This window comes from Microbacterium dauci, from assembly GCF_030065535.1.
GTDB lineage: Bacteria > Actinomycetota > Actinomycetes > Actinomycetales > Microbacteriaceae > Microbacterium > Microbacterium dauci.
On the sequence record NZ_JASJND010000008.1, the window covers coordinates 84550 to 102108 of the forward strand.

Annotated in this window: 14 protein-coding genes and 2 pseudogenes; 6 read left to right on the plus strand and 10 right to left on the minus strand. The window is 68.4% G+C overall.

Annotated elements, in window-relative coordinates; genetic code table 11:
* Positions 1-59: 59 nt before the first annotated feature.
* Positions 60-1238, minus strand: a complete 1179-nt coding sequence (gene galK / locus QNI14_RS13795) for a galactokinase (RefSeq protein ID WP_283717209.1) — start codon at positions 1236-1238, stop codon at positions 60-62.
* Positions 1235-2419, minus strand: a complete 1185-nt coding sequence (gene galT / locus QNI14_RS13800) for a galactose-1-phosphate uridylyltransferase (RefSeq protein ID WP_283717210.1) — start codon at positions 2417-2419, stop codon at positions 1235-1237. The genes galK and galT overlap by 4 nt, the downstream gene beginning before the upstream one ends.
* Before the next feature lie 122 nt (positions 2420-2541).
* Between galT and QNI14_RS13805 the strand changes: the two genes are divergently transcribed.
* Entirely contained in the window at positions 2542-3474 is a 933-nt protein-coding gene (locus tag QNI14_RS13805; protein WP_283717218.1) for a LacI family DNA-binding transcriptional regulator, read from the plus strand.
* Positions 3475-3481: 7 nt separating this feature from the next.
* Here the strand turns inward: QNI14_RS13805 and galE are convergent, their stop codons facing one another.
* The 3 genes from galE to QNI14_RS13820 form a co-directional block, all read right to left on the minus strand.
* Positions 3482-4459 (minus strand): UDP-glucose 4-epimerase GalE, encoded by a 978-nt coding sequence (gene galE, locus QNI14_RS13810; protein ID WP_283717211.1) that lies wholly within the window; start codon positions 4457-4459, stop codon positions 3482-3484.
* A gap of 88 nt (positions 4460-4547) precedes the next feature.
* The gene (pgm, locus tag QNI14_RS13815) at positions 4548-6188 is read right to left on the minus strand and encodes a phosphoglucomutase (alpha-D-glucose-1,6-bisphosphate-dependent) (RefSeq protein ID WP_283717212.1); all 1641 of its coding nucleotides are present in this window, start codon (positions 6186-6188) and stop codon (positions 4548-4550) included.
* Positions 6189-6262: 74 nt separating this feature from the next.
* Positions 6263-7180, minus strand: a complete 918-nt coding sequence (locus tag QNI14_RS13820; protein ID WP_283717213.1) for a LysR family transcriptional regulator — start codon at positions 7178-7180, stop codon at positions 6263-6265.
* Positions 7181-7329: 149 nt separating this feature from the next.
* On the opposite strand from QNI14_RS13820, the gene QNI14_RS13825 reads away from it, so the two are divergent.
* A complete protein-coding gene (locus QNI14_RS13825) occupies positions 7330-8265 on the plus strand; it encodes an aminoglycoside phosphotransferase family protein (protein WP_179559142.1) in 936 nt (311 codons plus the stop codon).
* A 26-nt stretch (positions 8266-8291) separates the two neighbouring features.
* Positions 8292-9186 (plus strand): IS5 family transposase gene (locus QNI14_RS13830; protein ID WP_179559560.1). Its coding sequence is split into 2 segments (ribosomal slippage): positions 8292-8642 and positions 8644-9186, totalling 894 coding nucleotides; the frame shifts between segments, so codons are not numbered across the junction.
* On the opposite strand, the pseudogene QNI14_RS13835 reads toward QNI14_RS13830, so the two are convergent.
* A pseudogene (locus QNI14_RS13835) lies at positions 9175-9513 on the minus strand (helix-turn-helix domain-containing protein); the annotation flags it as partial. The gene QNI14_RS13830 and the pseudogene QNI14_RS13835 overlap by 12 nt on opposite strands.
* The gene (locus QNI14_RS13840) at positions 9510-10685 is read right to left on the minus strand and encodes a Cmx/CmrA family chloramphenicol efflux MFS transporter (protein ID WP_005882743.1); all 1176 of its coding nucleotides are present in this window, start codon (positions 10683-10685) and stop codon (positions 9510-9512) included. The gene QNI14_RS13840 and the pseudogene QNI14_RS13835, both read right to left, overlap by 4 nt.
* Positions 10686-11252: 567 nt before the next feature.
* Between QNI14_RS13840 and QNI14_RS13845 the strand changes: the two genes are divergently transcribed.
* Together QNI14_RS13845 and QNI14_RS13850 are read left to right on the plus strand one after the other, a co-directional pair.
* Complete coding sequence (locus tag QNI14_RS13845) at positions 11253-12893, plus strand: ABC-F family ATP-binding cassette domain-containing protein (protein ID WP_184219691.1); 1641 nt, start codon at positions 11253-11255, stop codon at positions 12891-12893.
* Complete coding sequence (locus QNI14_RS13850) at positions 12890-14155, plus strand: MFS transporter (RefSeq protein ID WP_071329986.1); 1266 nt, start codon at positions 12890-12892, stop codon at positions 14153-14155. The genes QNI14_RS13845 and QNI14_RS13850 overlap by 4 nt, the downstream gene beginning before the upstream one ends.
* 101 nt (positions 14156-14256) lie before the next feature.
* On the opposite strand, the gene QNI14_RS13855 is transcribed toward QNI14_RS13850, so the two are convergent.
* From QNI14_RS13855 to QNI14_RS13865, 3 genes are all read right to left on the minus strand, one after another.
* Positions 14257-15339: a hypothetical protein gene (locus tag QNI14_RS13855; RefSeq protein ID WP_143049337.1), complete on the minus strand. Its 1083-nt coding sequence runs from the start codon at positions 15337-15339 to the stop codon at positions 14257-14259.
* 755 nt (positions 15340-16094) lie between these two features.
* On the minus strand, positions 16095-16415 hold the full coding sequence (locus QNI14_RS13860; protein ID WP_071330018.1) for a helix-turn-helix domain-containing protein: 321 nt from the start codon (positions 16413-16415) through the stop codon (positions 16095-16097).
* 5 nt (positions 16416-16420) lie between these two features.
* Positions 16421-17458: a tyrosine-type recombinase/integrase gene (locus tag QNI14_RS13865; RefSeq protein ID WP_430539290.1), complete on the minus strand. Its 1038-nt coding sequence runs from the start codon at positions 17456-17458 to the stop codon at positions 16421-16423.
* Positions 17459-17482: 24 nt separating this feature from the next.
* Between QNI14_RS13865 and QNI14_RS14140 the strand changes: the two are divergent.
* Positions 17483-17559: pseudogene (locus tag QNI14_RS14140) on the plus strand (transposase); the annotation flags it as partial.

Here is a 17559-nt window from a genome sequence, read left to right on the forward strand (position 1 = left end):
GTGCAGGCGAGGTGGATGCCGCCGCAGCCCGCGGTTCTGCCTGAGTTGTGCGCCGCCGGTCAGCCGTCGCGACGCGCGCCCTCCGAGGGGGAGACGGTGAAGATGTGGGGCGCCGCGTAACCGGCATCCGCGAACGCCTGCGTCACGGCCTCGGTGACGGCGGCGACCTTCGCGTGCTCGACGAGCGCGATCGCGGCGCCGCCGAAGCCGCCGCCGGTCATGCGGGAGCCGATCGCGCCGGTGGCGCGCGAAACGTCGACGGCGAGATCGAGCTCGGGCACCGAGATCTCGAAGTCGTCGCGCATCGACACGTGCGACGCGTCGAGCAGCGCGCCGATCGCGCGCGGCCCCTGCGCCCGGAGCGTCTCGACGGTGTCGAGCACACGCTGGTTCTCGGTGACGATGTGTCGCACGCGGCGGAACGTCACCTCGTCGACGCGCTCCGCGACGGTCGGGAGGTCGGCGATCGTCACGTCGCGCAGCGCCGGTACGCCCATCGCGGCGGCACCGCGCTCGCACGCCGCGCGGCGCTCGCCGTAGCCGCCGGTCGAGTGCGCGTGGGTGACGCGGGTGTCCATCACGACGAGGTCGAGCCCGGCCCGCGCGAATCCGAGGTCGACGACCTCGGCCACGAGGCTGCGGCAGTCGAGGAAGGTGCCGGCGTCGGTCTCGCCGAGCATCGACGCCATCTGGTCCATGATGCCGGTCGGGGCGCCGACGGCCTCGTTCTCGGCCGTGCGGCCGGCGCGGGCGAGCGCGACGCGGTCGAGTCCGAGGCCCCACACGTCGTTCAGCGCCGACGCCGTCGATCCTTCGATCGCGGCCGACGACGACAGGCCTGCACCCACGGGGACGTCGGACGCGAAGGCGAGGTCGACCCCCGCAACGGATGCCGTGTCGCGACCGGTCGCCTGCAGCAGCGCCCACGCGACGCCGAGCGGGTAGCGCGCCCACTCCACGACCTCGTCGCGACGGGCCGGGAACAGCGCGTCGAGGTCGGCGAGGGCGACCTCGACCGGGATCGGGTCGAACGTCGAGACGACGCGGATGCGGCCGTCGGTGCGGTGCCCGAGCGCGACGTGGGTGCGGTGCGGGGTCGCGAACGGGAAGACGAACCCGTCGTTGTAGTCGGTGTGCTCGCCGATGAGGTTGACGCGGCCGGGAGCCGACCAGCGTCCGGCCGGCTCGGTGCCGGTGAGTTCGGTGAAGAGGGCGTAGGCCTCGCCGGCAGCGGTCACAGCGTGACTCCTTCGATTGCGGTGCGGAGACGCGCGGCGGCGTCCTCGGGCGGGATGTCGCCGATCCAGGCGCCCATGGCGGCCTCGGATCCGGCGAGGAACTTCAGCTTGTCGGCGGCGCGGCGTGGGCTCGTCAGCTGCAGGTTCAGGCGAACCGCGTCGCGGCCGACGTGCACGGGCGCCTGGTGCCACGCCGCGATGTACGGCGTCGGCGAGTCGTAGAGCGCGTCGACGCCGCGCAGCAGTCGCAGGTAGAGCGGCGCGAGCTCGTCCTTCTCCTCGGCGTTCAGCGCCGCGAAGTCGGCCACATGCCGGTGGGGGAGCATGTGGATCTCGAGCGGCCAGCGCGCGGCGAACGGCACGAACGCGGTCCAGTGCTCGCCCTGGAGCAGCACGCGCGGTCCCGCCTGCTCGAATTCGAGGATGCGCGCGAACAGGTCGGGAGCGGTCCGGTCGATCGAGTCGAGGAGCCGCGTCGTGCGCGGCGTGATGTACGGGTACGCGTAGATCTGGCCGTGCGGATGCTGCAGCGTCACACCGATCTCTTCGCCGCGGTTCTCGAACGGGAAGACCTGCTCGATGCCGGGCAGGGCCGACAGTGCGGCGGTGCGGTCTGCCCACGCCTCGATGACGGTTCGGGCCCGCGTGACGGTTTGGGTGCCGAACGATCCGGTGCGCTCGGGAGAGAAGCAGACGACCTCGGTGCGGCCGACGCTCGTACGCGTGCGGCCGAGGCCCAGGTGGGCAAGGTCGTCGAGACCGCGAGGGGGATCGGATGCCGCGGGCGCGGAGTCCGTGGCATCCGTCAACGCCGGCCCGAACGAGGGCGACTTGTTCTCGAAGACGGCGACGTCGTAGACGGAGGGGATCTCGGACGGGTTGGTCGCCGTCTGCGGCGCGAGCGGATCGAGCTCGGCCGGTGGCAGGAACGCGCGGTGCTGGCGCGCGGCTGCGACCGAGACCCAGTCGCCGGTGAGGATGTCCTGCCGCATGGTCGCGGTGTCGGGGCGGGCGGCGAGGTCGCGGGTGTCGACGGCGCGCTCGGGGCCGAGGGTGGTGCCGGGGTCGTCGAAGTAGATGAGCTCGCGGCCGTCGGCGAGGCGCGTGCTGCGCTTGACGACGCCGGCGCCGAGAGCGTCGACGTCGGCGGGGGTGGCGGGCTGCAACTCCGGAGTGTTCACGTCAACACGGTAGCCGAGGCGCTATGTTATCGTCAACATCACCCGGATCTCCGGAGTTGTGAACGGGCGGGCCCGGCCGGCCGAGATGGCGCGAGGAGGATGCCGTGGAACGACGAGTCGCGATGGCCGATGTCGCCGCAGCGGCGGGCGTCTCGGGGCAGACGGTCTCGCGCGTCGTGAACGCCAGTCCTCGGGTCGACCCCGAGACACGCGCCCGCGTCGAAGCCGCGATGGCGCAGCTGGGCTACCGCCCGCATCGCGCCGCCCGCGCACTTCGCACCGGTCGCACCGACACGATCGGACTCGTCGTCTCGACCCTGGCCACCGTCGGCAACTCCCGCATGCTCGAGGCCGTCGCCGCCGCGGCGTCGCGTCGGGGTCTCTCGGTCACCCTCATCGCGCTCACCGAGCGCCGCGACGTCGCGGACGCGTTCGAGCGGCTGCACGAGCTGGGCGTCGACGGTGCCGTCGTACTCAACGAGGCATCCGCGATCGCCGAGGGCGTGACGCCGCCGACGGGGCTCGCGCTCGTCGCCGTCGACTCGCCCGGCGGCTCGTACGCCACTGTGCAGTCCGACCACGCCGGCGGCGCCGAAGCCGCGACGCGGCGGCTGCTCGATGCGGGGCATCGCTCGGTCGCGCACCTCGCCGGGCCGGCGTCGTCGTTCGCCGCGGCCGAGCGCGAGCGCGGGTGGCGAGCCGCGCACCTCGACGCGGCGACCGCACCGCTCGTGCGGGGCGACTGGACCGCGGCATCCGGCTACCGCGCCGGCACAGAACTCGGTGCCGATGTCAGCGCCGTTTTCGCCGCGAACGACCAGATGGCGCTGGGGCTCCTGCGCGCGCTCGCTGAAGCGGGCCGCGAGGACGTCGCGGTGATCGGGTTCGATGACGTGGCGGATGCCGCGGACTACCGCCCGCCGCTCACGACGATCCGGCAGGACTTCGACGCGCTCGGCGAAGCCGCGATCGCCGCACTCGCCGCGACGCTCGACGGTGCCGCCCCCACGCAGACGGTCGTCCCGACGACGCTCATCGCCCGCGCCTCCGGCTGACCCCAGCTCAGCGCGCGGCTTGGCGCGCTTCCCAGCCGGTGCGGACCATCTCGTCGAGCGTGTACCGCATCTGCCAGTCGAGGTCGCGCGCTGCGAGCTCGCCGGTGGCGACGATGCGGTCGGGGTCGCCCGCGCGGCGCGGGGCGATCTCGGGGGTGAAGTCGATCCCGGTGATGCGGGCGACGGCGTCCATGATTTCGCGGACCGACAGGCCGTTCTGTGACCCGAGGTTGTACGCCGGCTCGATCGACTGACCGCCGACGAGGCGCTGCGCTGCGACGACGTGCGCCGCGGCGATGTCGGCCACGTGGACGTAGTCGCGCACGTTCGTGCCGTCGGGGGTGTCGTAGTCATCGCCGTTGATGCGCGGCGTCTTGCCGCCCAGCAGCATCTCGAACACGATCGGGAACAGATTGTGCGGGCTGGTGTCGTACACCGTGGGGTCACCCGACCCGACGACGTTGAAGTAGCGCAGCGACGTGTGGCGCAGGGGACGATCGGATGCCGCCGTCGCGACGCCCTGCGCCGCGATCAGCCACTCGCCGATGAGCTTCGACTCGCCGTAGGGCGACGCGGGTCGCTTGGGGAGGTCCTCGGTCACGAGCGGGACGTCGGGCGTGCCGTACACGGCGGCGCTCGACGAGAAGACGATGTTCGCGACACCGGCATCCGCCATCGCTGCGAGGACGACGCGCGTGCCCTCGACGTTCTGCTCGTACGTGTGCAGGGGGCGCTGCACCGAGACGCCGGCGTACTTGAATCCGGCGACGTGGATGACGCCCTCGACGTCGTGGCTGCGGAGTGTGTCGACGAGCAGCTGCTGGTCGAGGATGCTGCCCTTCACGAACGGCACACCTTCGGGGATGAACGAGGTGTGCCCGCTCGAGACGTCGTCGAGGACGACGGGCGACAGCCCCGCGTCAGCGAGTGCGCGGACGATGTGCGCGCCGATGTACCCGGCGCCTCCGGTGACAAGCCAGCTCATGCTCCGAGCCTATCGGTGCACGAGCGGGCAGCCCGCAGCGGCGTCAGCCGCCCAGCGCCCGCGGCTGAAGACCCCAGCGCCCGCGGCGTCAGCCGCCCAGTGCCGCAGCCACCACCGCGCGCGCCTCGGCCTGCACCTGCGCGAGGTGCTCGGGGCCGCGCAGCGACTCGGCGTAGAGCTTGTAGACGTCCTCGGTGCCCGACGGGCGGGCGGCGAACCACGCGAACTCGGTCTGCACCTTGAGGCCGCCGATCGCGGCGCCGTTGCCCGGCGCGTGCGACAGCTTGGCGGTGATCGGGTCGCCGGCGAGTTCGGTCGCCGTCACGGCGTCGCCGGAGAGCTTCGACAGCGCGGCCTTCTGCGCAGTGGATGCCGGTGCGTCGACGCGGGCATATGCGGCGCCGCCGAACTCGGACTCGAGCTCCGCGTACCGCTGCGAGGGCGTCTTCCCGGTGACCGCGAGGATCTCGGCGGCGAGCAGGCAGAGCAGGATGCCGTCCTTGTCGGTCGTCCACACGGTGCCGTCCTTGCGGAGGAACGACGCGCCCGCCGACTCTTCGCCGCCGAACGCGACGGACCCGTCGATGAGGCCGGGCACGAACCACTTGAAGCCGACCGGCACTTCGATGAGCGTGCGGCCGAGCGACGACGCGACGCGGTCGATGATCATCGACGAGACGAGGGTCTTGCCGATCGCGGCATCCGCCGGCCATCCGGAACGGTGACGGTAGAGGTAATCGATCGCGACCGCGAGGAAGTGGTTCGGATTCATGAGCCCGGCGTCGGGGGTGACGATGCCGTGGCGGTCGGCGTCGGCGTCGTTGCCGGTGAGGATGTCGTACTCGTCGCGGCGGGCGACGAGGGCGGCCATCGCCGAGGGCGACGACGGATCCATGCGGATCTTCTCGTCCCAGTCGAGCGTCATGAAACGCCAGGTCGGGTCGACCTCGGGGTTCACGACGGTGAGGTCGAGGCCGTAGCGCTCGCCGATGAGGGCCCAGTACTCGACGGATGCACCGCCGAGCGGGTCGGCGCCGATGCGGACCCCTGCGCGGGCGATCGCCTCGACGTCGATGATCGACGCGAGGTCGGCCACGTAGTGCTCGCGGAAGTCGTACTCGCCGAGGGTGTCGGCGTCGATGTCGGCGTGACGGATGCGGCGGACGTCGGCGAGCCCGCCTTCGATGAGCGCGTTCGCGCGGTCGGCGATCCAGCCGGTGGCGTCGGTGTCGGCGGGGCCGCCGTGCGGCGGGTTGTACTTGAAGCCGCCGTCGCGCGGCGGGTTGTGCGAGGGGGTGACGACGATGCCGTCTGCGCGGCCGGGGTCGCTCTCGGCGCGGCCGCGGTTGTACGCGAGGATCGCGTGGCTGAGCGCGGGGGTCGGCACCCACGCGTCGCGCGAGTCGACACGGACGTCGACGCCGTTCGCGACGAGCACCTCGATCGCGGTGCGCTCGGCCGGCAGGGACAGGCCGTGGGTGTCGCGTCCGAGGAACAGGGGGCCGGTGATCCCCTGCGCGGCGCGGTACTCGACAATCGCCTGGGTGGTGGCAAGGATGTGGTCCTCGTTGAAGCTCGTGGACAGCGACGAGCCGCGGTGTCCGCTCGTGCCGAACGCGACGCGCTGCGCCGGGACTGCGGCATCCGGCTTGCGGTCGTAATAGGCGGCGATCAGCTCGTCGACATCGATCAGGTCAGAGGATTCGGCGGGAAGTCCAGCGCGGCTCATGGGGTCAGTCTGCCAGGTGGCGACCCGGCGCGGACGTTCGTGTCGGTGTTCTTGCGCGGATCGCCAGCCGGCGCTCAGCGTCGGAGCCCCGCGGCCCGCTCGACCACCGCGTCGAGCACGGCCCGAAGGGCGGGGGAGTCGGCCTGGGTACGGCGGTGCACGGCGAGGATGTCGCGCGCGGATGCCGGTGCCACTGTCGGGATCGCGACGAGGTCGGGGCTGAGCTCGCGCCGCCCGAGCCTGGGTACGAGCGCGACGACCGAGCCGGTGCGGGCGAGCTCGATGTGGTTTTCGAACTCCATGGATTCGTGGACGATGCGGGGTGCGCCCGACACGCCGTCGAACAGGCGCCGGAGCCACTGTCGGCAGATCGTCGCGTCGAAGGTGGCGACCCAGCGCTCGTCGCCGAGGTCTTCGGGGCGCAGTTCGGTGCGGGCCGCGAGCGGGTGATCCCGGTGCAGGATCACGTCTGCGACGTCGGTGAACAGCGGCGTCGCGACGAGCGGCTCGGGCAGCGACAGCGCGACGCCGCCCCACTGGTGCACGATGCCGAGGTCGCGCTGCCCCGACGCGACGAGCGCGACGGTCTCCCAGGGTTCGCTCTCGCGGAGCGGGAGCCGGAGGTCGGGATGCGCGTCGGCGAGCTCGGCGAGCAGCGGCACGACGAGCCCGCGCACGACCGTCGAGAACGCCGCCAGGCGGACCTCGCCCGAAAGCCGACCGTGCGCTTCGCCGGGCGACTGGAGGTCGGCGCGCACCCGCTCGAGGTCGGCGAGGATCGGCGTCGACGCGACGACGAGCCGTGTCGCGGCATCGGTGAGCACGACGCCGCGGCCCGCGCGCTCGAGGAGCGCAACGCCGGTGTCGCGTTCGAGGCGCTTCACCTGCTGCGAGACTGCCGAAGGCGTGTATCCCAGGACGGATGCCGCGGCCGCGACCGAGCCGCTCGTGGCGATCGTGCGGAGCGAGACGACGGCTTCCAGATCGATCATGCAGTGATGCTACCGAATCTACGGAAGAAAGCATCGCTTGTGCTTCATCGGCAGTCACTATGAACTAGGGCGTGTCTGACAAAGGGCCTGCTCATGGGCCATGGTGGCTGTTGGGGTAAGCGGTCGCTCGCTGTGGTGAACTGTTGAGTATGGGCGGGGATCAACAGTTCGTCGTTCCAGCTGGGGTTCTCAATGCTTTCGAGACCGGCAACGACGCGACCCGCGAATGGGCAAGTGTGTTGTCGTCGGTCGCTGGCGACTTTCTTCAAGATTGGGAGCTTCGACCGGAAGGTGTGGTCCGATCGGGGGAGGCGGGGATCGTCGTGCCGGTGCGTCGCACCGACGGGACGCAGGCAGCGCTGAAGTTGCAAGTGCCGCGCGCTGAAACAACGGCTGCGATCCTCGGCCTCGTCCGATGGGACGGCCGTGGGATAGTCCGCCTCCTAGACAGCGACCCCGACCGCGGCGGAATGCTGCTCGAGCGCCTCCATGGTGATCGCACCCTCGAAGCCGTCGAAGACGACGACAGCGCTGTTCGTGTGGTCGGCTCGCTCCTGGCGCGCTTGCACAGCACGCCTGCCCCCAACGGGCTTCCCCGTGTCGGAACGATCCTCTCTGGGATGCTGGACGACGCGCCCGCAGCGATGCACACACTTGAGGGCGAGGACCGGTCTCGGCTTCATCGATGGATGCGCAGAGTCACCGAGCTCGAAGCCGAGCCCGGGAATCACCTGCTGCACTGGGATTTGCACTATGGCAATGTCCTCGCAGCCGACCGTGAACCCTGGCTAGCAATCGATCCGGAGCCTCTCGTCGGCGATCCTGGGTTCGATCTTTGGCCTGCCCTGGACAGCGGGTGGAGCACCAATGACACCGTCACTGACGCGCCACGCATCGTGCGACGACGCTTCGATATCCTCACCGAGATGCTCGACCTCGACCGTGGTCGTGCAGCGGGGTGGACGGTTGCTCGCCTGCTGCAGAACACGCTGTGGGATATCGAGGACGGGCATACCGCCATCAGCACGTCCGCGAAAACGGTGGACGACGCTCTCGCCTCCTTCGGTGCGTTCGGCAAAGGTTGAGCGTGCGGCGCTGGGACACTCGACACATGTCGCGGTTTCAGATGCTGTCGGATGCCCAGTGGTCACTGATCGAGGGGATGCTGCCGCGTACAACGGGCCGGCCCGGTAGGAGGTTCTCGAACGCGAGGCTGATGGTCGAGGCGATCGTGTACCGCTATCGGTGCGGGATTGCATGGCGGGATCTCCCGGAGGTGTTCGGGCCGTGGCAGACGGTGTGGACATGGCATCACCGGATGGCGACCGACGGCACATGGGACAAGGTCCTCGCCAAGCTGACCGCTGCCGCCGACGCTGCGGGGTTGATCGACTGGTCGCTCTCGGTGGACTCGACCATCGCCCGCGCGCACCAGCACGCGACCAACACGACTCGCACCACGGGGGGCTGAGTCGAATTACACGAATCCGCTGATCGAGCCGCCTGATCACGGGATCGGCCGCTCCCGCGGCGGGCTTTCGACGAAGATCCACCAGCTCGTCGACGGCAACGGGCTCCCGCTTGTCACCCTGATCACGCCCGGGCAGGCCGGTGACTCGCCGATGTTCTTGCCGCTCATGGCGCAGCTGCGCGTCGCCCGCGACATCGGCAGGCCGCGGACCAGACCCGACGCCATCCGCGGCGACAAGGCGTACTCGTCCCGAGCGATCCGCGGGCACCTGCGCGCCCGCAGCATCAAGGCCGTGATACCTGAACCCGACGATCAGAAAGGGCATCGCAAACGGCGCGGTTCCCACGGCGGCCGCCCGGTCGGGCTCGATGCCGCCGACTACAGGAACCGCAACGTGATCGAACGCCACTACTGCCACACCAAGCAATGGCGCGGCCTCGCGACCCGCTTCGACAAGCACGCCGTCATCTACCGCGCCGCCGTCGTCCTCAACGCCGTCATTGCATGGACCCGCGCTTTGTCAGACACGCCCTAGGTGCCGAGTGACGGTGCGCCGACTGATCGCAACGCCATCTCCATGCAGTTCGAAGGTGATGCGGGATGCTGACCACTTGTGCTCGCGCCGTAGTTCCTCGATTCGCGCTAGCGTCTCGCCAGGTGTCGCGCTTGGCTGCCGGATTGGAGCAGATGAGCGGTCAAGCAGGCCGAGTTGACCGAACTTGCGGTACCGGGTTACCCACTTCGATGCGGTTGCGCGGGAGATGCCCATCTCTGCGGCGACATGCGCGAGGGGTCGAGAGCGGCAGCGCTCAATGAGTCGGCGACGGCCTTCGACTGTCAAGGGCGAGTTAGCGTGCGTCACTTGACCACTTCGCTCTCGGCGGGCGCGATCAGCCGGAGAAGGGGAATGGTGAGCAGCAATGCCGCTGCGGTCGTGGTGACGGCCACCCAAACGGGCCCGAGCGCACCGGGTATCACGCCGAGCGCGGCAGCGGCAAGTATGGGACCGACTGCTGCGCCGACGTTGAGTGCCGCGGTCGCGTACGAACCCGCCATGGTGGGTGCACCCGCCGCCGCATAGAGCACTCGCGTAATCAGCGTGCTGCCGACAGCGAACCCCAACACACCCTGAGCGAAAACGAGCCCGAGCAGGGCAACGGGGTTCGTCGCGAAGAGCGCCAAGGCGACCCAGCCGAGTACAAGGACGCTTCCACCGCCCATGATGACGACGCGAGGTCGGGCGTCAGCGAGCCGTCCCGCAACGGTGACGCCGATGAAGGAACCGACGCCGAAGAGCACAAGCGCCACCGACACCCACCACTGGCTCAGGTCGGCGGTTCCCGTAACGATCGGCGCAAGGAAGGTCAGCGTTGCGAAGGTGCCGGCATTCACCAGGGCAGCCAGCATCATCGTCAGAACGAGGCGCGGAGAGGCAAGCTGCGCCAACTCCATCCGCAGCGAGGACGAATCCTTCTCGGACGTGTCGCCAGCTTGAGTGGTGAAGCCCGCGGCAATGCCGATCGCAGCGGGGACGCAGAGGAGAGCGATCGCCCAGAACGTCGACTGCCAGCCAAGGGCCGTACCAAGTACGGCACCCGCGGGGACGCCGGCGACGGTTGCGACGGTGGTGCCCGCCAGCAGAATCGATACGGCCCGACCTTTGGCGTTGGGTGCCACGAGTTTCGTCGCCGCGCCCAGTGCGACCGCCAAGAAGCCTGCGTTGACAATCGCGGCGATCACGCGCGTGATGAACAGAACAGTGAAGTCGGGCGTCAGCGCCCCGACGACATGAGCCGCCGCGAATACAGTCACGCAACCCAAGAGTGTCGATTTCACGGGGAGGCGACGAGTGAGGGCGGCCATCGCAGGTGCGCCGATCACCATGCCCGCGGCGAATGCCGATGTCAGGAGACCAGCTGTCCCCACGGGAACGCCGAAGTATGTGGAAATGTCGGGCACGAGGCCGGCGAGCATGAACTCGGAAGTACCCATGGCGAAGACCACCAGGGCAAGAAGATAGAGAGCGAAAGGCATCGAGGTAGCTCCGAAGCGAGAGTGCGAACAAGAGAACGTCTCGTCACTACGGTCAGCGCCCAGAGGACACCCGAATGTCGTGCTGCACACAGCACAGGGCAGCAGAGAGCTGAGGGCTCAGCGAAGGTGAGGGGCTGACGGCGTGACCGAAAGCCCCTGAGTGTCCGATTCAGGGCTCGACATGCGTCCCAATCTACCCGTCTGTGCCGCTACCCCCAAGAAACGTCAACAACCTCATGGCCAGCAACAGCTAGCAGATCGTCGTCCGCCGAGTGTGGTGGGCTTGTACCTCTCCTCTGTTGCGGAGATCTCCGGGCAGGCGCGTCCCGCTGACGAGAGCCACAAACTCCAGGCGGAGTCTCTTCGGTGGTTGCTCTGATCACGTCGTTCGATACACTCGGAATGTGCATTTGTACTCCCTGTGACGGCTGAGTAAGGCCTACCGCGCTCGTTGAGTCATCCGAGCCTGCGGCGGCCGCTCGTTCTCGACCCTGCACGGGTCGCCGTCACCTTGCGCACCCTCGCACGCTTCATAGCCGTGCGGTGCGTCGTTTCCGAAGGATACGAATGCTCTCCCTCAACACCCCTCTACCAGCGCGCCATCGCGCGCAGCTCATCGCCTCCGACGTCTCCGTAACGCGCGGAGCCACCCCCGTCCTCAGCCACGTCGACCTCACGGTCACGGCCACCTCGCGAGTAGCGATCGTGGGCGAGAACGGCCGGGGGAAGTCGACGCTCCTGCACGTCCTCAGCGGCGCTCTCACCCCGGACAGCGGAGTAGTGCAGCGACTCGGGACGGTCGGCATAGCCGAACAAGAGATGCCGACCGGCGGCAACCGCACAGTGGGCCAGGCGGTCGCGGAAGCGATCGCGCAGCCGCTCGCCGCCGTTGCGGCCCTCGATTCGGCCGCGGTGTCACTCGCCGCAGGCGTCCCCGGCGCCGAAGAACGATACGCCGCCGCATTGGAACACGCCGAAGTCCTCGATGCGTGGGATGCCGAACGGCGGGTGCAGATCGCGTTGGAAGCACTCGACGCCGAAACGGAGCCATCCCGGCGCCTGGACGACCTCTCCGTCGGGCAGCGCTATCGAGTCCGTCTGGCGTGCCTGCTCGGCGCCGACGACGATTTCCTGCTCCTCGACGAACCCACAAATCACCTCGATCGAAGCGGCCTCGAGTTTCTGACCACGCAACTGCGGTCGCGAAACGGCGGCGTGGTCGTCGTCACCCATGATCGCGCGCTGCTCTCCGACGTCGCGGAGACGATCGTGGACCTCGACCCGACCCCGGATGACCGGGTGCGCGTGTACGGCAACGGTTATGCCGGCTACCGCGAGGGCCGGCGCGCCGAGCGCGAACGGTGGGAGCACGAATTCGAGCGACAGCAGACCGAGCTCGCGCGGCTGCAGGACAGTCTCAGCTCGGCGCAGAACCGACTCGTCTCGGGGTGGCGACCAGAGAAGGGAACCAACAAGCACGGACGGGCCACGCGCGCGGGCGGGCTCGTGCAGAGCGTGCATCGCCGGCAGGAGCAACTCGAAGCGCACGCGGTGACTGTTCCCGAGCCGCCGCAAGTGTTTCGCTTCCCGGAGCTTGCGACCCGAACCGGAGCGGTGCTGTTGAGCGTGGAGGACGTGACCGTGACCGGCAGGCTTACGCGCCCGGCGGCGTTCTCTCTGTCACACCGCGGGCGTCTCGTAGTGACCGGACCCAACGGGGCCGGCAAGTCCACACTGCTGAGCGTCGCAGCGGGAGACCTCCGCCCGGACACCGGCACCGTTCGTCGCCCGCAGAACGTGCGGCTCGCTTTTCTGCGCCAAGAGTCGGAGCTGCCGCTGGATCGTCGCGCGAGCGAGTTCTACGCAGCCCACGTCGACGCGCTCGTTCCATCGCGTGAGGCAGTCGGTCTCTCGCAGCTCGGGCTCCTGCGCGCCCGCGAATCGAGCAAGCGGATAGGTGAGCTGTCGATGGGCCAGCAACGGCGCCTCGAGCTGGCCCTGGTGCTCGCCACCAAGCCGCACGTGCTCTTGCTCGACGAACCGACCAACCACCTATCGATCGCGCTCGTCGACGAACTGACCGACGCGCTCAACGCCACCCAAGCGGCTGTTGTCGTATCCACCCACGACCGGCAGCTTCTCCGCGACGTCGAAGGCTGGCCGGCACTGCAACTGGAAGCTACGACCGAAAGCGAGGCGCTCGTATGACCCGCGAGACTCCCGACCGGCTGCGGGCGCTGCGCCCTCTCGCTACCCGCGACTACCGGCTGCTGTTCGCGGCCGTCGGTATCGAAGTCTTCGGCACCGGCATGTGGACCATCGTCATGGTGTTTCAGGTGCTCGCACTCGACGACAGCCCCCTTGCCCTGTCAGCCGTCGCTACCGGGCTCAGCCTCGGCCTCTTCGCTTTCTCGGTCCTCGGCGGGGTGGTAGCCGATCGCTTCTCGAAGCGGCGGATCATCATCACCGTGCAGGGACTCACCGCGGCGGTCATGGCCGCCGTCGCGGTGCTGTCCCTCACGGGCGCGATCGAGTTGTGGCATGTCGGGCTCGCCTCGTTCGCCATGGGCGCGGGTAGTGCGTTCTTCTACCCGGCCTACAGCGCCTACCTCCCCCAAGTACTACCGCCCGAACAACTGCTCGCCGCAAACGGGCTCGAAGGGGCTCTCCGGCCCTCGATGGGGCAGGGCCTCGGACCCGCCCTCGGAGGGATCATCGTCGGGGCGTTCTTCCCCGCCATCGGAGCGGTCATCGTCGCCGCGTCCTACGCAGTCGCGTTCGTCATCACACTGTTCCTCAGCCGCCGGGAGGAAACCACCGAACCGGAACAGTCGCAGCAACGCACGAGCGTGTGGGGCGACCTCAAAGCCGGGGTCCGCTACGTCGCCCGCACCCGCTGGCTGCTATGGACCCTGATCTTCGGATCATCCCTCGCGCTCATCATCCAGGGCCCAATCGAGGTACTTCTCCCCTTCCTCACCCGCGACCGATTCGACGACGCCGAAGCAACGTTCGGACTACTACTCGCCGCCTACGGAATCGGAGGCGCCATCGGATCGCTCATCGTGTCGTCACTCAAACTGCCCCGGCGATACCTGACACTGATGATCGGCCTCTGGGGCGGCGGAACCCTCCCGCTCGTGCTCATCGGCCTCGCCAACAACCTAATAGTGATGCTCGCCACACTGTTCGCGGTCGGAGCTGCCACAGGAGCCGGCGTGGTGATCTGGGGCACACTGCTTCAACGCCTCGTGCCACCCGAAATGATCGGCCGTGTCGCCAGTCTCGACTTCTTCGTCTCCATCGCGTTCATGCCCGTCTCGATCGCCATCGCCGGGCCCCTATCGCTGATCGTGCCGATACCAGCCATCTTCATCGTGGCCGGCGTCGCGCCGACGCTGCTCGCCATCGTCGCGCTTCTAGCCGGACGCATGCGGGACGTCGAGACGAGACACCCCCTGGACACTTGACCCAGCGCCGCACTGCGTCCCTGATTGTTAGCGTCCTGGAAGGAATTGACTCGGCTTGGAGTTCTCGGGCCGCGGCTGCCTGAACCCACTCCGATGTGCCCTCAGCGGGGGAGGAAATCTGCTCTCGCGGCGACGAACTCGGAATTGTCGCGTTGCGAGAACTGCGACCATCGGCTCGCTGTCTGCGGCGTGATTCCCATCTGAACGGCCACGATAGCGGCGGGGAGGTCGCTAGCGAGGGCGAGCATGGCGTAGTTCCGGGCGATCCGCGGGCTGACCCCGGCCCGCGCTATCCACCGTCCGAGGGTCGTGGGATGGATCGGCTCGTGGTGTCGTCGGGGAGATGGGAATAGATACGATCCCTCACCGGCTCGCCGAGTCGCCCCCGGATTCTGCTCAGCTTCTTTCACGAGCTGCGCGAAGAGTTGAGCGACCGAGTTCGGGATCTCGATGGGTTCTGTCGATAGCGCGAGATACGTTCGTCCTCCGGCTGTACTGGTGTCGACAGTGGTGAGCCGGTGGATGCGGTCGGTTCGAGCTCCGTAAAGGAGCACGAGCAGCGCGGCAACCCTGGTCGCGAGGCTCACCGTGTCGTCCGACCCGGCGATAAACGTGCGGACCAGAGCGTGATGCTCGTCCTCCCCGCTGACCTCGCTCGGCCTGGCCTGCTGTCCGCGCTCGACGCGGAGTCCCGGATACTGGCCGGTGGACCTGAGCCACGAGATGAACGGTGCGATGTCGCCGGTGCGGGCTGCGTTGCCGCCGACCCACCGGTCTAGGACCTCCTGTGTCAGCGCGGAGAAGCCCGCCCCTTCTTGCTCGACGTGCTGCAGGAGTCGCGCGGCCGCGCGGATCCGTTCACGCGCGGAATCTGCGACACCGACCGTGGTACGGCGGCGTCCTGCCCGCCGCCGCACAGTCCGCAGCACCTTCCATTGTGCATAGGGAGTGATCTCGGCGGCATGGTGTGAAGGAAGCTGGATCAGGTACTCGTCGACCCATGTTTCGAGCCGCTCAGTCTGCTCATCTCGTACCGGGAGAACGCCGACGTCGACCAGGAGCGCACGGAGATGATGTCGCGCCTGCCCAGGCGGACACGCGTCAACGCGCGCATGCGTGATCGACTCTTCCGACCCGATCGCTCGGAGCAGAGCTCTCGGGGTGGGCTTGAGCAGCCATCTCATGGTCGAGTCCACGCGACCTCGATAAACGAGCGCGTCCGGGAGCCCGGCCAAACGCCCGGGGATCACCCCCGTCGCGGACGCGAGGAGGTCGCCGGCGGCTCGAACGACGGAGCAGCGGATGCAGGTGTTCTCGAAGTGCTGCTCACCCGGGGCGCCACACGTGGCACAGACGTAGTCGCGCGTCGACCCTGCACACGGCCCGCAAACGCGCTCCCCTCGGTCATCGCGACCGATGAGCGCTTTCACCTGCCCACAAGACCCGCAGCCGTCGGGGTGGCGGAGCTCGCGTCGATAGCACACGCCGCATATAGACCCGAGGGGCCAGGTCGTATGAACCGCGCGCTTCTCACCGCAGATGGCGCACTCGGCGATGGGGGTGCGGTAGCAGCTGTGGCACAGATCTGCTACGCCATTCTGGTGGCGGGTTGCGACGCGTCGCTCCCGTCCGCATTGTCCGCACGCTCTGACCGGTGCGGAGTAGCAGCGCTGGCAGAGATCCTGACCGTCCACGATGGCGGTGACGTGATCGACACGGCCGCATCCCGCACACGCCCGCTTAGGGCGCGCGCAGTGCCCGCAGAGTGGTGCGCCGTCCTCGGCTCGAGCGCTGGGCGCACGGATGCGACCACAGCGCGAGCACTCCATACGTCGGCTGACGTTGTAGCACGGTCGGCAGAGCCCTCCACCGTCGGGGAGTCGTTTCACCCGCGGGGCGCGGCTTCCGCACTCGGAGCAAGGATGCTCCGGCACCACGGTCATTTCGAATGCCCGGGCCGATTGATCGTCGTTCGGCGGGCGGATACTCGGCTCTTCCGCGGGATGACTTCCCCGGAAGCCTTCCTGGCGGACGCCTCGACGATGCGGGGTTCGATGAGGTCGTTGGGTGTGCACTCAAGGATGTCGCACAGCGCGATCAGCGTAACCATGCTCAGGCGCTGCGGCTGACCCGTCACCAGCCGGTAGGTCTGCTCCCGGGAGAGCGCGACACCACGCTCAGCGAGCAGCGGCTGCAGGTCCGTCGTGGCGAACATTCCACGCTCCGCCATCTTCGCTCGCAGATGCCAGACGTAGTCCATCTCTTTCACCGTGCTGCCTCCTCGAAGTCGGCGCCGTAGCGGGTGTGAATAGCTTGGGTGAGCAGCCGGTTCCGGTACTCGTTAGAGACGCCGACGTAGATCGCGGTCGTCGAGGAAAACGAGTGCCCCACCTGCTCCTGAATGAACCGCTCCGGGTAGTCGAACTCCACCAGGTGCGTCACGTACGAGTGCCGCAACGAATGCAGATCCAACGAAGAGTCGATCCCCGCGGCATCACGAGCTGTACAGAACGCTTCGTTCGCCGCACGCCTGCTCAGCCTCGTGCCCCGTTCGGTCACCCACAGAGCAGGCGACGAACTCGACGATGACGACAACGCCGGCCGAACCTCATCGAGGTAGTGCGCCAGCGTCTCCGCGATCCAGCCCATCTCCGGAACGGTGAGCACCGTGCGCCGCTTCGACGGGCCCCCGCGGCTCGCTTTGCCATGGCGCACCGACAGTGCACCGAATCGGTCTAGGTGCGGCAGCTTCGCGTTGCGGCGGAGATCCACGAGATCAAGCATGACCGCCTCACGTCTTCGCAACCCGAACGCATAGACGCACTTGAGAAGCGCGGCGTCCCGCACGGCCTGAACCGCACCCTTTCGCCGTCGCGACAGGATCCGTGCGGCGAGCCCGTCGGCCGCATCGAACAGCGCCTGGACTTCGTCGAATGTCAACGGTCGCCGCGCGGCATCGCCCTCGTACTCGCTGACATGCACAATCGAGTTGTCCTCATGGAACACCTGTCTGGGTGCAGCGCCAAAACGCGCTTCACACTCGGACAGCCAGGGATATCGAGGATCAGTGATGTACTCGCAGAACATCTTGATGTCGATCTCGTATCCACGCAGCGTCGATAGCCGCAACGGCTTCACGCCCGAGCGCAGCTCACTGATCCACGCCTCCGCCTCCGCCGGCGTCCATTGCCACGGGTACATACCCGTGAAGTCCACGAACCGGCGCACGAGCCGCTCTCTCGCCGCAATCGTCGGAGCCTTCAAGAAGCGAGCAATCTGCTGGGCTCGCCACCCATTCAACATCCCGTCGAGCACGGCTCCCTCAGGGGGATCGCGTGGCGCGATCTTCCTGCAGTGTTCGGCCCGTGGCAGACCGTGTGGACCTGGCATCGCAGGCTCGCGAC

Coding starts and splice junctions, on each gene's coding strand:
- QNI14_RS13825 (WP_179559142.1), top strand. CDS start 7,330: ATGGGCGGGGATCAACAGTTCGTCGTTCCAGCTGGGGTTCTCAATGCT.
- QNI14_RS13850 (WP_071329986.1), top strand. CDS start 12,890: ATGACCCGCGAGACTCCCGACCGGCTGCGGGCGCTGCGCCCTCTCGCT.
- QNI14_RS13820 (WP_283717213.1), bottom strand. CDS start 7,180: ATGATCGATCTGGAAGCCGTCGTCTCGCTCCGCACGATCGCCACGAGC.
- QNI14_RS13840 (WP_005882743.1), bottom strand. CDS start 10,685: ATGCCTTTCGCTCTCTATCTTCTTGCCCTGGTGGTCTTCGCCATGGGT.
- QNI14_RS13805 (WP_283717218.1), top strand. CDS start 2,542: ATGGCCGATGTCGCCGCAGCGGCGGGCGTCTCGGGGCAGACGGTCTCG.
- pgm (WP_283717212.1), bottom strand. CDS start 6,188: ATGAGCCGCGCTGGACTTCCCGCCGAATCCTCTGACCTGATCGATGTC.
- QNI14_RS13855 (WP_143049337.1), bottom strand. CDS start 15,339: ATGAGATGGCTGCTCAAGCCCACCCCGAGAGCTCTGCTCCGAGCGATC.
- galE (WP_283717211.1), bottom strand. CDS start 4,459: ATGAGCTGGCTTGTCACCGGAGGCGCCGGGTACATCGGCGCGCACATC.
- QNI14_RS13860 (WP_071330018.1), bottom strand. CDS start 16,415: ATGGACTACGTCTGGCATCTGCGAGCGAAGATGGCGGAGCGTGGAATG.
- QNI14_RS13865 (WP_430539290.1), bottom strand. CDS start 17,458: ATGTTGAATGGGTGGCGAGCCCAGCAGATTGCTCGCTTCTTGAAGGCT.
- QNI14_RS13845 (WP_184219691.1), top strand. CDS start 11,253: ATGCTCTCCCTCAACACCCCTCTACCAGCGCGCCATCGCGCGCAGCTC.